Origin of the sequence: Pandoraea sp. CB10b_02, from assembly GCF_002216225.1 — a bacterium.
GTDB classification, from domain to species: domain Bacteria; phylum Pseudomonadota; class Gammaproteobacteria; order Burkholderiales; family Burkholderiaceae; genus Pandoraea; species Pandoraea nosoerga.
The window spans coordinates 198,223-211,620 of record NZ_NJGW02000007.1; the positions used below are offsets into that span (position 1 = coordinate 198,223).

The window sequence follows — 13,398 nt, forward strand, 5'->3', positions numbered from 1 at the left end:
GTCTCACTCCAACGTTTTTTCGGTGAAAAACGCCGTCCCGGACGCACTCTTCGGTGCTTCTCGAAGACGGTGACCCATGCTAGGTAGCCGAATATAATCCGTCAATTCGATCCGATTTATTTGGTAAATCCAAAATATGGATATTCACCAGGTTGACCTGAACCTGCTCAAGGCTTTCGACGCGATGATGCGCACGCGCAGCGTGACGCAGGCGGGCATCGTGCTCGGCTTGAGCCAGCCGGCCATGAGTTTTGCGCTCTCGAAACTGCGCGCGATGTTCGACGACCCGCTCTTCGTGCGCTCCGCGCGCGGCATGGAGCCCACCGCTCGGGCGCAGGAACTGGCCGAGCCGGTCACGCGCATGCTGTATCTGATCCAGGACGAGATCCTTCCGCGCCCGACGTTTCATCCCGCGTCGTCGCGCGAAACGTTCGTGATGTGCATGTCGGACATCGGCGAGATGGTGTTCCTGCCGCGCTTGCTGAAGCATCTGGACGGCGTGGCGCCGCATGTGAAGATCAAGACGGTGGCACCCACGCCGCAGGAACTCGAGGCGGGGCTCACGCAAGGCGACATCGCCCTCGCGGTGGGGGTGTTTCCCGATCTGGAGAGCGCGTCCATTCGGCAGAAGCTGCTGTATCAGCACTCGTTCGTGTGCGTGATGCGCATCGATCATCCGCACATCGGGCAGACGATGACCAAGGAGCAATACGAAGCCGCCGATCATGTGGCCGTGCGCCCCGAAGGGCGTCGCGCGGACCAGTTCGAAAAGACGCTGGAGCGGCTCGGCGTGCACCGCAACGTGCGATTGTCGTTGCCGCGCTACATGGGCGTGCCGTTCATCGTTGCGGATTCGAACATGATCGCGACGGTGCCGCTGTCGGTCGGCCGGCGGTTTGCCGACTTCGCCCGCGTGAGACTCGTGCCGTTGCCGTTCAACGTCCCCGCCTACGACCTGCACCTGCACTGGCATTCGCGCTTTCACAACGATCCGGCCAACGCCTGGATGCGCGACGTGATGTCGGCGCTGGTGAGCACGCCGAGACGGGCGGCGCCGCCCGGGGTGTGAGCGGGGGCGACGGCACCGAGCGCCGGTAAGGATCGGAAATGTTGTATTTCGGTGTTGTCGACGCTCTCGCGTGACAACAGTTGTTGACGCCGCGCCGAGGTTTGCTAATATCCCGAAAATCTAAATGAGAACGTTAACGATTCTCATTAATAAAAAATTCGTCATTACACGGGAATTCAAGCAATGTCTTTCGCTCACGCCTCTCGCACGCCGCGTGCGAACGGTCGCCTCGTCGCGCGCGACGCCGTCAAGCCCCGCAGCACCGTCGCGCCGCTGGCCCTGGCCGCGTGGCTCGTCTTCGCCGCCGCCCCGGCTCTCGCGCAGTCGACGGCAAGCGGCGCCAGCGGTAATGCCGGCGCCGAGGCTGCCGCCGGCGCCAGCGCTGGCGCCGGCGCCGGTACGGGCGCGGGTGCGCAGGCCGAACTCAGCGCGACCACCGTCACCAGCACGGTACTGCGCGAGACGCCGCAGAACCTCAGGCAATCCGTCCAGTCCGGGGCGCTCGGCTCGCGCAGCCAGCTCGATACGCCGTTCTCCACCACCGTGGTGAGCCAGGAACAGCTTGAACAGCGGCAGCCGGCCAAGCTAGGCGACGTGTTCTCGACGGATGCGTCCGTGACCGACGGCAGTAACGCATTCGACGCGTGGGCCGGCTACATCTACGTGCGCGGCATGCCCATCGACTGGCAGTACGGCTTCAAGCTCGACGGCATGCCGGTGATGACCTATGGCGTGACGATGCCCTACGAGCAGTTCGATCGCGTCGAGTTGCTCAAGGGGCTTACCGGCTTCATGTACGGCTTCGTCGCGCCGGGCGGCGTGGTGAACTACGTGACGAAGAAACCGACGGACGAGCGCATCGCCAGCGTGGACGTCGGCTTTCATTCGGAAGGCATCTGGCGCGAGCACGTCGATCTGGGCGGCCGCGCCGGCCCGAACGACATGTTCGGCGCGCGTCTGAACTATACGCACGAGGAAGGCCGCACATACACCGACGGCAACCTGAACCGCGACACCGTCTCGCTCGCACTCGACGCGCGCATCACGCCGGATCTGACATGGGACTTCAACGCGATGTATCAGGATCGCCGCGCCACGGGCACGTCGCCCTCGCTCTCCACGGCATATTTCAGCGGCAACCAGCTGCCGGGCCCGATCAACATTGCGAATGCGAATCTGCAAACGCAGGCAACGCACCTGAACACCATCACGCAGTTCTACAACACGGGCCTGCATTACCAGATCAATCCGGACTGGAAGGTTTCGGCGAACTTCGCCTACAACAAGTCGACGCGCGACCGCAACGAAGCCACGCTGTATCTGCTCAACGGCGCGGGCGACTACCGCGGCCTGAATGATCTGGGCGACGAAATCAACACGTTCCACGCGTGGCAGGTCACCGCAGAAGGCAAGGTCCGCACCGGGCCGTTCACGCACCAACTAACGTTCGGCTACGCGTCGCAATACCAGACGAACGACTATCAGTATCTGTACAGCCCGTTGACGCCGAATCCGGACAACATTTTCTCGACGTACTCCGGCAATCTGTACCAGGGCGCGTCGTACCAGTTCTATGGCGACGGCTCCACGCTCAAGGCGCAACGCTCGAGCGCGATCGAGCAGCGCTCGGTCTTCGCCGCGGATACGGTGCAACTCACGGACCGCTGGTCGGTGCTGGGCGGCGTGCGTTTCACGAACTACGACCAGACCAACGCGCAAGGGCTCTCGACCTACTCGAAGAACGGTGTATTCACACCGACGCTCGCCGTCATGTACAAGCTCGCGGCGAACACCACCGCCTATGCGAGCTATGTGGAAGCGCTGGAGGCCGGTGAAGTGGTCGGTTCGACCTACGCGAACGCCGGCGCCGTGCTCAATCCCTTCAAGAGCCGTCAGTACGAGCTCGGCGTGAAGACGGAGCAGGCCAACTGGAGCACGACCGCGGCGCTCTTTCGCATCGAGCGCGGCGCCGTCTACACGAACAGCGCCAACGCGCGCGTGTCTGACGGCCAGTCGATTTACCAGGGGATCGAACTGGCCGGCTCGGTGAAGCTCGGCCCGCTGTGGACGGTCGGCGCAAGCGCGATGGCGCTCGACAGCTGGTACGCCCGAACGAATGGCTTCGACGGCAATCGCGTGGGCGGCGCGCCGCGTTTCGTGCTCGCGGGCAACGTCGAGTACAAGATTCCTTACGTACCGGGTCTTTCGGTCGGCGGCGACATTCGCTACAACGGTCGCACGGCGCTCAACCCGCAGAACTCGCTCACCGTGTCGGGCTACACGCTGATCAACCTCGGCGCGACCTATCGCACACGCGTCTCGGGCAAGGATGTCACGCTGCGTGCGGCCGTCACCAACCTGACCAATCGCAAGTATTGGGAGTATCAGTACGACAACTACATCAAGGCAGCCGACCCGCGCATGGTCAGCCTGAACGCGAAGATCGACTTCTGACGGAGGGCGGCCCTGCCAGACACCGAGCGCCCGGCTATTGCCCTCATCGAAAAAATCAATCGGTGAGGGCGAGAAAAGCACTTGTTTATCTATCTACTGATAGATAAACTTCGCTCCATGAATCGCAAAACGACATCGCAAGCCGTATCGACCGTCCGGGATCAACTGCTCGATCACGCGCAGACGTTTCTGATGACGCGAGGCTACAACGGCTTCAGTTATCGGGATCTGGCCGAGCGGGTCGGAGTGAAGACGTCGAGCATTCACTACTACTTCCCGGCAAAGGAAGACCTGGTGCTCGAGGCGATCCGGGCTTACGACGCGGCAATCGACGAGGGGGTGGGCGGCATCGGCGAGACGCTGTCTCCCGCGCGGAAACTCGCGCAGTACGCGCAGGGCTTCGGCCGGATCGCGGCGGACGGACATCGTATTTGTCTGTGCGGCATGCTCGCCGCCGATATCGAGACGCTGCCCGAGACGGTACGCCGCGCCGTGCAGGAGTTCTTCGCGAAGCACGAGGCGTGGTTGGCTGACGTGCTCACGCAAGGCGTGGCCGATGGATCGCTGGTGCTGACGTCGTCGCCCGATGCCACCGCCCGTGCGCTGTTCGCGGGGTTCCAGGGCAGCGTGATGGCCTCGCGGCTGTTCCGGGCGCCGTCGCGGCTGGAGGACGTAGTCGCTTCGGTGTGCGGCCGGGCGTAGGGCGCCCTGTCGTACACCGCCACGTGCGGGCCGGCGCGCAGGGAGGGAGGCTCGGAAGGTTCGGAGGAGCCGGCAGGTTCGATGTCCCGGGGGCTGTGTCTCCCATTTATTTGGGCGTTATCATCTATCTATCAATAGATAGATGATAATCGAGTTGCAGGAAACGGGACGAGGTGGCCAGAAGCATTCACCGTGAGGTTGCGGCGGGTGCATTAAGATCGTCGACGGCGCCGGGCCGGCACGCACGCAGCGCGAATATCGCCGCGCGTGCGGTGAGCGCGGGCAACGTCGACTCGGGAACACACGCGCGTATCGGGCGTCTGGTCAGATAACGGATGCGCGCATGTCGGTTGGATCGTGGAGTTGGCAAGGCGCCGCGAGGGCGTATCCGGCTGCTGCGGTCGAAGTTTGGAAGTGAAATTCGTCTACTTACCAGGAGTTCGTCATGTCGATCGAAAAAGTGCTGTACACCGCTCATGCCACCGCCACCGGAGGCCGTGATGGCCGTGCCGTCTCGTCCGACGGCGTGCTCGACGTCAAGCTGGTGGTGCCCAAGGAAATGGGCGGCCCGGGTGTGGGCGGCACCAACCCGGAACAACTGTTCGCCGCCGGCTATTCGGCCTGCTTTCTCGGTGCGCTGAAGTTCGTCGCCGGCAAGGAAAAGATTACGTTGCCGGCCGACACGAAGATCGACGGCAGCGTGGGCATCGGCCAGATCCCGACGGGCTTTGGCATCCAGGCCGAGCTGAAGATCAGCGTGCCGGGCGTCGATCGCGCCACTGTCGAGGCGCTCGTGCAAAAGGCCCACGTCGTGTGCCCGTACTCGAACGCCACGCGCGGCAATATCGACGTGACGCTGACGGTGGTCTGAGCGCGGCCGGCATCGCACCACGTCATGGCGACCGGCTTGCGCCGGTCGTGACAAGGGCGACCCGCGGGTCGCCCTTTTTCGTTGCGGAACATCGCAACGCGTCGCGCGAAGACGCCTGGGGCAGTCTTGCGGTCACGCGCTTTTTCGATGCGCTTCATCACCATTCATCGGCATTCATCGACATTGGCCGTCGGTTGGCGCCCATCATCCGTTACTTCGTCCTCACTTCCACCTTGATGCCATCAGGCAGCACGGTGATTGCGCCCGGCTCCACCTCGCGGCCGCCGTAGCGCAATTGCTCCGGTTTGAAGGTGTAGATCGGATACTGGTTGAGCACCTGCTGTGCCACCGTGCCGCCAATGGCCGTCAACTGCTGACCGTAGGCGGGCGGCATGCCGTTCACGTCCACGCGCTCGACGCTGGGGTTGTCGAGCAGCACGGCGCGTCGGAGCGGGTCGTACTTCAACGCGCTGGAGATCGCGAGCACACCCTTGAGCGGCTGGCCCTGCAAAAGCACGTTCTGCAATTGCGCGTCGACTTGCGTGTTGATGCGATTGGCCTGCGGATTGAAGCCGATCTGCGGATTCGTGAGCTCCACGCTCAGCAGTTGGCCGTAGTTGAGCGTGGTTGGAAAGCGTTTGCCGACGGCAGCCTCGATTTCCTTGCGCGTCATGGTGTACTCGCCCGTCCAGATGTTGTAGGCGGCGCGCGCCGGGCGCACGAGTGGAACAAGGGCGAGCAGACCGGCAGCGGCCATGCGCAGCGTGTCACGGCGGGTGACGCGAGTGACGTGAAAATCGTCCGGTGCGCTGCGGCGCGAGCGCGGCGAGCTGAACGGCGAGTTGAAGGCGGAACCGAGACCAGCACTGAAAGCGGAGCCGAAAGGCGAGCGGGGAGAGATCATGTGGCGAATGTCCGGCAGACGGCACGGGGACGCCGTGCCTGAATCGTCGATGCAGATGTGACTCGCACGGCGTGGATTCGTTCTGCCCGGACCGGACTTGCCGATGGCGGCGCCGGGGAGCCGTGGGGGACGTGGGGCGTGGGGAGGGTCCATGCGGGGCGGCGACCCGGACGCCCCGCTGAGGGGACCCGCGCCGCCGACTCAATAATGCGGCGGGATTTCATGGCGCGGATTGCCGTCGTTGCCACCGCCCTGGCCTTGCGACTGCATCTGCTGATAAAGCGCCTTGAACTGCTTCTGGAGCAGGTCGATCTGCTGTTCCTGACGGGTGACGATTTCGTTGAGCGTCTCGAGCAGGTCTTCCTGAAACGCCACCTTGATTTCGAGTTCGACGACACGCGATTCCAACGATTCCATGAGCTTCTCCGGTGAAGGCGGCATTGTAGGTCATCGGCGGGGCGGCCCGTGCGCCGTGGTGACGTCTCGCGTCGGCGCCCGGCATAATCGCATCATGAAAACCTTTTTGCTTTATGTCGCGACGGCCGTGGCCGAAATCGTCGGCTGCTATCTGCCGTGGCTCTGGCTCAAGCAGGGACGCAGCGTCTGGCTGCTGGTGCCCGGCGCGCTTTCGCTCGCGCTGTTCGCCTGGCTGCTCACGCTGCACCCGTCTGCCGCCGGGCGAGTCTATGCGGCTTACGGCGGCGTCTACATCGGCGTGGCGATCGTGTGGCTGTGGCTCGTCGACGGGCTGCGTCCAACGTCGTGGGACGTGGCGGGAGTGTTGGTCGCGCTGGCGGGCATGAGCCTGATCGCATTCCAGCCGAGATAAGACGAAGCGACGCTGCCGCCTGCGGCGCGATTCGCGACGGCGCGTCTCAACACGGACTCACACGGTACGTGCAGCGTTGCCCGCCTGCAAGGATGTGCGTCTCGCGCGAGACGGTGCCGCGCTCGCCGATCAACTCCTGGAACAGTTCCAACTCGGTGCGGCAAAAACCCTGACACGTCTTCGCCGCCGCGCAGATCGGGCAATGGTCTTCGATCAGCAGCCAGTCGTCGCCGTCGCGCTCCACACGCGCCATATACCCTTCCGACGACCGGATCTCCGCAAGTTTCTGCACTCGCGCCGACAGGCTCGGCAAGCCGTCGATGGCCTGCTTGTAATGCACACGCGTGTCGGCCGCGCGCTGCGTGATCAGACGCTCGAGACCGTCTTCGCCGAACAACTGGCGAATCGAGCCGATCAGCTGGATGGTCAACTGCGGATGCGCGTCCGGAAAGCGACCGTGGCCGGCCTCGGTCAGCGTCCAGGCCTGACGGGGACGGCCAGCCCCGCGCGCGGGCATCGTCTCGCCCACGAGCAGGCCTTCGGCCACGAGCTTTTGCACCTGCTGGCGCGCGGCTTCGGCTGTAATGCCCAGCCCCGAGGCGACTTCCGCCGTCGACGCCGGCCCCTGTGTCTTGAGCCAGTGCAGCACGCGCTCGTGCCCGGCGCCCGGCGCCGTCGCCCTATTATCCAAGGGGGTATTTGGGTAATTCATTGTGAGGCATGTAATATCCAAGAACTTCCTTGCATATTAGTCCGCCCATGTGCGGCTGTCCATCCATGACGACGAGCACGACGAATGCCATGACGCCCGGCTGGCGCGATTTGTTGAGCGGTAGCAACGGCTGGCGGTCGCTGGCGCTGGCGGGGGGCGTCGCACTGCATGCGACGAACGTGTACGTGGCAACGACGGTGTTGCCGTCCATCGTGAAGGACATCGGCGGGCTGGATCTGTATTCGTGGAATACCACGCTCTTTGTCGTCGCCTCGATTCTGGGCTCGGTGCTCGCCTCGAAGACGCTCGCGGCGCTCGGCCCGCGAGCGGCGTATCTTGTCGCGCTGCTCGGTTTCAGTGCGGGCACGATCGTCTGCGCGGCCGCGCCCGACATGCCGTGGATGCTCGCCGGTCGCACGCTGCAAGGCTTTGGCGGCGGCGTTCTTCTCGCGCTCAGTTACGCACTGATTCGCATCGTGTTCGCGCCGCCGCTATGGTCTCGTGCGATGGGACTGGTCTCGGGAATGTGGGGCGTGGCCACGTTGTGCGGACCGGCGCTCGGCGGCATATTTGCGCAGTTCGGTCATTGGCGGTGGGCCTTCTGGTCGCTGCTGCCGGTGGTCTTCGGCCTCGGCCTGATCGTCCGCGCGCAGGTGCGGCCGGGGCGCGCAGGCGCCATGGCGGGCAACGATGGTGCGCGTGCGCCCGACACACAGCCGGTGCCCTGGTTCAAGGTCATTCTGTTGTGCGCCTCGGCCGTGGCCATCTCGCTCGGTGCGCTCGTCGGTTCCTACGCGATGGCGAGCGCCTGGGTCGTCGTGGGACTCGCGCTCGCGTGGTGGCTCGCACAGCGCGAGCGCGGCGTGCGGCACGCGGTGCCGCGTCTGTTGCCGACCGGCGCCTATTCGTTGCGCACGCGCCTGGGCAGTCTGTACGCCGCGATGAGCCTGCTCGGGCTGGCGACGACCAGCGAGATCTACGTTCCCTATTTCCTGCAGACGATTCACGCTCAGACCCCGTTTGCCGCCGGCTATCTCGCGGCGCTCATGGCAGCGGGCTGGTCGGTCGGGTCAATGACGAGCGCCGGGCGTCAGGGCGAGGCCGCCGAGCGGCGCGTGCGCGCAGGTCCCGTCGTCGTCACGCTCGGCATGCTGACGTTGGCATGGTTGCTGCCGCAGGCGGCGCTTTTCGCGACGACCGCCGGCGCGGCGTCGATCAGCCTCGCGCTGTTCGCGGTGGGCGTGGGCGTGGGCATGGGGTGGCCGCATCTGCTCACGCGGGTGATGACAGCGGCGCGCCCCGGCGAGGCGCACCTTGCGTCGGCGTCGATCACCACGGTGCAACTGTATTCGATGGCGCTAGGCTCGGCACTGGCGGGGCTCGTCGTCAATTCGGCCGGCCTGGCCGACGGCGCGCTCGACGAAGCGCAGCGCGCGGCGGTCTGGTTGTTCGCAACGTTCGCGCTGGCGCCTGCCGGTGCGGCAGTGCTGGCATTGCGCGGCAAGGTGGCCGCTCCCGTCACGGGGCAGGAGGCGTCATGATCGATCGCATAACCGCCATGCGCACCTTCGTGCGCGTGGCCGACGTTGGCAGCTTCACGAAGGCGGCGCAGTCGCTCGACATGCCGCGCGCCACCGTCACCACACAGGTGCAGCATCTCGAACGCTGGTTCGGCGTGGCGCTCTTCACGCGCTCGACGCGCCGCGTGGCGCTCACGATGGAAGGCGCGGCGTACTACGAACGATGCGTCGCGATCCTGGCCGACGTGGAGGAGGTGGAATCGGGGCTTTTCGGCGCGCAGGCGCAATTGCGGGGACGGCTCGTGGTGGTCCTGCCGCCGGTGATCGCGCGCGAGGTCGTCATGCCGTCGCTCGCCGGTTTTCAGGCGCGTTATCCCGGTCTGGAGATCGTGCTCGACGCCACGCCCGCGCACGGCGACTGGCGCGGTGACGGCGTGGACTGCGGCGTGGTGCTGGGCGAGCTGCCCGACTCGCGGCTCGTTGCGCGTTATCTCGGCGATTTGCCCCGGGTGACGTGCGCGAGCCGCCGCTATCTCGATCTTCACGGCACGCCCACGGATCCGGACGATCTCGCCACGCACACGTCGGTGAAGTGGCTGACGGCGCCCGTGGAGACGCCCGGGGCGCCCGGCGCCGGCCGACAGGCCGAAGCGCAAGGCGTCGCGCCGCTGCCGGCGCGTTGCGGCGATCTCACGCTGATGGTCGGCGCGAAGGTCACTTGTGTGCGCACGCGCGGGCAATTGCACGTCGGTGACGAAGCCGCATATCTCGCGGCGGGGCTGGAGGGGCTTGGCCTGATTCAGCCGACGGTGCTTGCTGCGGCGCCATACCTCGCCTCAGGGCGCCTCGTGCCGGTGCTGCCGACGTGCCCGCCGCCGCCGCTGCGGCTCTCGGCGGCGTATCCGGCACAAAAGCGGATTTCGCCGCGCGTGCGGGCGTTCGTCGACTGGCTTGCCGAAATCTGCGAGCCGCTGGGCAACGCGCGCGATTACACGCCGCCGCTGCCGCCGGAGCCGGGCGCCAGGGCGTCGAGCGAGCGGCGCCCATTGACCGTGCCGGCGTAGTGATTGCGTTTTTCCTCGTACATCAGCAGGTCGGCGCGCTGGATGGCCGCCTCGAGCCGCTCGCCCGCTTCGCACGTGGCCATGCCCATCGAGAATGAGAGCGGCGTGCCTGGGTAGAACGAGTTGTTGAGTTCCACCAACTGGCGAATGCTCTCGATCACGGCCGCGCCTCCCGTGGCGTCGGTCGACGGCAGCAGCAGCGCGAACTCGTCGCCGCCGATGCGCGCAGCGATCTGCGGCGCCACGATCGCCTTGCCCAGCACTTCGCCTGCGCGGCGCAGCAGCGCATCGCCGGCCGCGTGACCGAGCTGGTCGTTCACGCCCTTCAGACCGTTCAGATCCGCCACGATCACGGTGACCGGATAGGGGCCCTTGCGCTCGAGCCGATTGAGTTCGTCCGCATAGAACGACCGGTTGCGCAGCTTGGTAAGCACGTCGTGCTTGCCGAGGAATTCGAGGTACGACTCGGCCTTCTTGCGGGCGGTGATGTCGGTGAGCGCGACGAGCACCAGGTCCCAGCGGGCTTCATGGCCGGGCAGTACCGCGAACTGCAGGTGGACGTTGATCTCGTTGCCGTCGAGCGCGTAGTTGATGACCTCACGCTGCTGGAACAGCTTGTTGTCCCAAAGGTCGATGAGCTGCTCGCGAAAGTTCTGGCGCATGTCGTCGCGAAACACGTCCGGCAGGTGCGCGAGCAACGTGGCCTTGTCCGGCGCGACGAACATCGCGAGCGTATGACGGTTCACGTCGAGCACGTGAATCTCGGTCATGCAGCGCTCGACGAATTCGGGGTGGACGTCGGTAAACGTGCGGAAGTCGGTAATGCCGCGCGCGCGTGCGTCGTCGAGCAGCATCTTGATGGCGCTGAAATCTTCCACCCACAGCGACACCGGCGAGTATTCGAACAGACCGCGCGCGTATTGCTCGCCCATGGTCACGCGCTGGCGGGCGTGTTCAAGCTCGGTCACGTCTTCGAGTGAAATCAGCACGCGCGCGAGCGTGGCTTCGTGGCCGGGCAGGACGGTGCCGTTGAGCAGTACGTCCAGGCGACGGCCGTCGAGCGTGTAGTTGACGGTCTTGCTGGTGAAGTGCGTGCGGCCGTCCCAGAGCTGGCAGAGCTCTTCGATGTGCGTCTTGAGCATGTCGTCGCGGAACACGCGCGGCAAGTTGGCCACGAGCGTGTCGAGCGACGGCGCATTGAACATCGAGAGCGTGCGCCGGTTGACCTTGATGACGCGAATGCGCTGCGAACACGCCGACACGTGCGCCGGATCCGCCTTGAAATGCGCGCGCAGATCGGCCACGCCTTGCGCGCGCCAGATGTCGAACAGTTGTTGCACGCCGCTGAAGTCCTCGAGCCAGAGCGAGACCGGCGCGAGGTCGAACATTAGGGCGTCGTCGCTGGCAGGGGAGGGCTGAGACGGCAGCGACGGCGCCGCTGGAGGCGTGGTCGACGACGAAGGCGGCTGAGAAGGTACGGCAGGCGTGGCGTCCGGCATGTGGCACCTGAGGTCGGGTCAGGCCGCCATTCTAAGGGCAAACGAGCGCCGCGCCATGCCCGGGGGCGTTAGAGCAACGGTGCGCCGGTGTCGCGCTTGACTTCGCGCAGCGAGAGCATCGATTCGATGGACGAAACGCCGGGCAGCGCGCGCAGCACGTCTCGCGTGAACAGGCCGTAGTCGTCGAGGTCGGTGGCGACCACGCCGAGCAGATAGTCGGCGCTGCCGGAGATGTTGTGGCACGACACGATGCGATCGATCGCCTGCACTTCGCGCTCGAATTGCTCGGAGAGCGCGCGATCGTGGACCGCGAAGCGCACATGCACGAATGCCATCACGCCAAGACCCAGCGCCCGATGCGAGAGCTCGGCCCGGTAGCCGGTGATGTAGCCCTCGGCTTCGAGGCGCTTGAGACGTCGGGCGCAGGGTGTTTCGGACAACGACACGCGCTCGGCGAGGCGAGCGTTGGAGATGCGGCCATCGCGCTGGACGATGGCGAGGATCGCCCGGTCGATAGCGTCGAGTTCGTTCATTGTGGGTATCCCGCTACAAAAGCAACTGCGAAGATGGCATTCCACCACGAACCGGGCCTGCGGGGAAGTGTTGCCCTCATCCGCGCGGCCTAGGCTGGCCGGTTCCGGCGCCCGGGAGGGCGAGATGGAATTGCTTTGCTGGGCGCATTTTCTTGGTTGAAACCAGCCGCGTGGGCGGGAAATTGGGGAGGAAAACGCCATCTATCGCTACGCGGTTGGCGCGATCATGTCTGCTCCTTTTACCCATGTTTTACCCATGGCTTCACAGGGGACTTCCACCATGGTTTCGCTGCAGTTGCTCACGGTTTTCGTCGGCGCCCTGATCGTGGTCTACGCCCTGCCGGGGCCGGACATGGCGCTGGTGATGCAGACGAGCATGACGCGAGGGGTGCGGCACGGCCTGGCCACGGCGCTCGGGCTGGCGCTCGCGCGCGCGGGGCACGTCATACTCTCGGCTTGCGGTGTGGCCGCGCTGCTGCGCGCCGCCCCGTGGCTGTTCGAGACGGTGCGCATTGCGGGCGCCCTCTACCTTGCGTGGATCGCGATCCAGATCTGGCGTTCGCCGGTCTTCGGCATGGCACCGGCCGAGGCTTCGGGCGAGGCGCCGCCGTTGGGACACGCCGTGCGGCGCGGCGTGCTCTCGAGCGTGCTCAATCCCAAGGCGCTTCTGTTCTGTTCGGTACTGCTGCCGCAGTTCGTGCGTGCAGAGGCGGGCGCGGTCTGGACCCAGGTGCTCGAACTCGGCGTATTGCTGCTGCTCGTGGGCGCCATTTTCGACGTCACGCTCGCCTTCGGTGCGGCTCGCATCGCGCACTGGCTGCGCACGCGCCCGTTTGCGCAAAAAGTACAACGCTGGTCGTTCGCGGCGGCGCTCATGGCCTTCGCCGTGCGACTGTCGCTCGACTGACCGGCGGTGCACAACCGCCAGTCCGACCGGACGGACGATGCGGTTGCACTATATTGGTGCATGTCGCCTGAATTCGCTGCAACACCGCAAATCCGGGTGCGACACAACGTCGCACCCTTTGAAACCAGTGAACGTTCCCGCGTTGCTGCATTGCACAGCGTTTACCGCCAAAAAGGTGCCGATCTGCTTGGAAAAGCTCGCGCGCGTACGCGGGAGGGCCGCGCGACACATTGTCGCGCCGGCCGCAGGTCGATGTCCGGCCTAATTAAACTTCGGCATAATGCCGCACCGTGATGGAAGTAAAAGACAAGAAGTCGGACAGTGACTTGAGGTC

General features: G+C 65.3%; 13 protein-coding genes. 8 read left to right on the plus strand and 5 right to left on the minus strand.

The genetic code is table 11. From position 1 onward, the window contains the following. Positions 1-136: 136 nt before the first annotated feature. The 4 genes from CDN36_RS10040 to CDN36_RS10055 all read left to right on the plus strand — a co-directional run bounded on the left by CDN36_RS10040 (position 137) and on the right by CDN36_RS10055 (position 5,096). A complete protein-coding gene (locus CDN36_RS10040; protein WP_150555294.1) occupies positions 137-1,069 on the plus strand; it encodes a LysR family transcriptional regulator in 933 nt (310 codons plus the stop codon). 183 nt (positions 1,070-1,252) lie between these two features. Next, positions 1,253-3,523 (plus strand): TonB-dependent siderophore receptor, encoded by a 2,271-nt coding sequence (locus tag CDN36_RS10045; protein ID WP_287496645.1) that lies wholly within the window; start codon positions 1,253-1,255, stop codon positions 3,521-3,523. A 117-nt stretch (positions 3,524-3,640) separates the two neighbouring features. Next, positions 3,641-4,225 (plus strand): TetR/AcrR family transcriptional regulator, encoded by a 585-nt coding sequence (locus tag CDN36_RS10050; RefSeq protein ID WP_287496646.1) that lies wholly within the window; start codon positions 3,641-3,643, stop codon positions 4,223-4,225. A 445-nt stretch (positions 4,226-4,670) separates the two neighbouring features. Further along, positions 4,671-5,096, plus strand: a complete 426-nt coding sequence (locus tag CDN36_RS10055; protein WP_150555291.1) for an organic hydroperoxide resistance protein — start codon at positions 4,671-4,673, stop codon at positions 5,094-5,096. A gap of 211 nt (positions 5,097-5,307) precedes the next feature. Here CDN36_RS10055 and CDN36_RS10060 read toward each other — a convergent pair whose 3' ends face one another. Beyond that, positions 5,308-6,000 carry a DUF1439 domain-containing protein gene (locus CDN36_RS10060; RefSeq protein ID WP_306440557.1) on the minus strand — a complete coding sequence of 231 codons (693 nt, stop codon included), beginning with the start codon at positions 5,998-6,000 and terminating at the stop codon, positions 5,308-5,310. A 201-nt stretch (positions 6,001-6,201) separates the two neighbouring features. After that, positions 6,202-6,408 (minus strand): SlyX family protein, encoded by a 207-nt coding sequence (locus tag CDN36_RS10065; protein WP_150555349.1) that lies wholly within the window; start codon positions 6,406-6,408, stop codon positions 6,202-6,204. A 103-nt stretch (positions 6,409-6,511) separates the two neighbouring features. On the opposite strand from CDN36_RS10065, the gene CDN36_RS10070 reads away from it, so the two are divergent. Continuing rightward, a complete protein-coding gene (locus tag CDN36_RS10070) occupies positions 6,512-6,829 on the plus strand; it encodes a YnfA family protein (RefSeq protein ID WP_150555290.1) in 318 nt (105 codons plus the stop codon). A 46-nt stretch (positions 6,830-6,875) separates the two neighbouring features. Here CDN36_RS10070 and CDN36_RS10075 read toward each other — a convergent pair whose 3' ends face one another. Further along, positions 6,876-7,541 carry a helix-turn-helix transcriptional regulator gene (locus CDN36_RS10075; protein WP_287496647.1) on the minus strand — a complete coding sequence of 222 codons (666 nt, stop codon included), beginning with the start codon at positions 7,539-7,541 and terminating at the stop codon, positions 6,876-6,878. 65 nt (positions 7,542-7,606) lie between these two features. On the opposite strand from CDN36_RS10075, the gene CDN36_RS10080 reads away from it, so the two are divergent. Both CDN36_RS10080 and CDN36_RS10085 read left to right on the plus strand, forming a co-directional pair. Further along, positions 7,607-9,082 (plus strand): MFS transporter, encoded by a 1,476-nt coding sequence (locus CDN36_RS10080; protein WP_287496648.1) that lies wholly within the window; start codon positions 7,607-7,609, stop codon positions 9,080-9,082. After that, the gene (locus CDN36_RS10085) at positions 9,079-10,125 is read left to right on the plus strand and encodes a LysR family transcriptional regulator (RefSeq protein ID WP_287496649.1); all 1,047 of its coding nucleotides are present in this window, start codon (positions 9,079-9,081) and stop codon (positions 10,123-10,125) included. Before CDN36_RS10080 ends, CDN36_RS10085 begins: the two co-directional genes overlap by 4 nt. Here the strand turns inward: CDN36_RS10085 and CDN36_RS10090 are convergent. Beyond that, the gene (locus CDN36_RS10090; RefSeq protein ID WP_150555286.1) at positions 10,050-11,513 is read right to left on the minus strand and encodes a sensor domain-containing diguanylate cyclase; all 1,464 of its coding nucleotides are present in this window, start codon (positions 11,511-11,513) and stop codon (positions 10,050-10,052) included. The genes CDN36_RS10085 and CDN36_RS10090 overlap by 76 nt on opposite strands. A 179-nt stretch (positions 11,514-11,692) precedes the next feature. Then, a complete protein-coding gene (locus CDN36_RS10095) occupies positions 11,693-12,157 on the minus strand; it encodes an Lrp/AsnC family transcriptional regulator (protein ID WP_150555285.1) in 465 nt (154 codons plus the stop codon). A 280-nt stretch (positions 12,158-12,437) separates the two neighbouring features. Here CDN36_RS10095 and CDN36_RS10100 point away from each other — a divergent pair, with 280 nt between their 5' ends. Then, the gene (locus CDN36_RS10100) at positions 12,438-13,064 is read left to right on the plus strand and encodes a LysE family translocator (RefSeq protein ID WP_150555284.1); all 627 of its coding nucleotides are present in this window, start codon (positions 12,438-12,440) and stop codon (positions 13,062-13,064) included. Positions 13,065-13,398 lie beyond the last annotated feature (334 nt).

Bases quoted from the DNA above. Each gene is read 5' to 3' on its own strand.
- CDN36_RS10040 (WP_150555294.1), top strand. From the start codon at position 137: ATGGATATTCACCAGGTTGACCTGAACCTGCTCAAGGCTTTCGACGCG.
- CDN36_RS10045 (WP_287496645.1), top strand. From the start codon at position 1,253: ATGTCTTTCGCTCACGCCTCTCGCACGCCGCGTGCGAACGGTCGCCTC.
- CDN36_RS10050 (WP_287496646.1), top strand. From the start codon at position 3,641: ATGAATCGCAAAACGACATCGCAAGCCGTATCGACCGTCCGGGATCAA.
- CDN36_RS10055 (WP_150555291.1), top strand. From the start codon at position 4,671: ATGTCGATCGAAAAAGTGCTGTACACCGCTCATGCCACCGCCACCGGA.
- CDN36_RS10060 (WP_306440557.1), bottom strand. From the start codon at position 6,000: ATGATCTCTCCCCGCTCGCCTTTCGGCTCCGCTTTCAGTGCTGGTCTC.
- CDN36_RS10070 (WP_150555290.1), top strand. From the start codon at position 6,512: ATGAAAACCTTTTTGCTTTATGTCGCGACGGCCGTGGCCGAAATCGTC.
- CDN36_RS10075 (WP_287496647.1), bottom strand. From the start codon at position 7,541: ATGAATTACCCAAATACCCCCTTGGATAATAGGGCGACGGCGCCGGGC.
- CDN36_RS10080 (WP_287496648.1), top strand. From the start codon at position 7,607: ATGACGACGAGCACGACGAATGCCATGACGCCCGGCTGGCGCGATTTG.
- CDN36_RS10085 (WP_287496649.1), top strand. From the start codon at position 9,079: ATGATCGATCGCATAACCGCCATGCGCACCTTCGTGCGCGTGGCCGAC.
- CDN36_RS10090 (WP_150555286.1), bottom strand. From the start codon at position 11,513: ATGTTCGACCTCGCGCCGGTCTCGCTCTGGCTCGAGGACTTCAGCGGC.
- CDN36_RS10095 (WP_150555285.1), bottom strand. From the start codon at position 12,157: ATGAACGAACTCGACGCTATCGACCGGGCGATCCTCGCCATCGTCCAG.
- CDN36_RS10100 (WP_150555284.1), top strand. From the start codon at position 12,438: ATGGTTTCGCTGCAGTTGCTCACGGTTTTCGTCGGCGCCCTGATCGTG.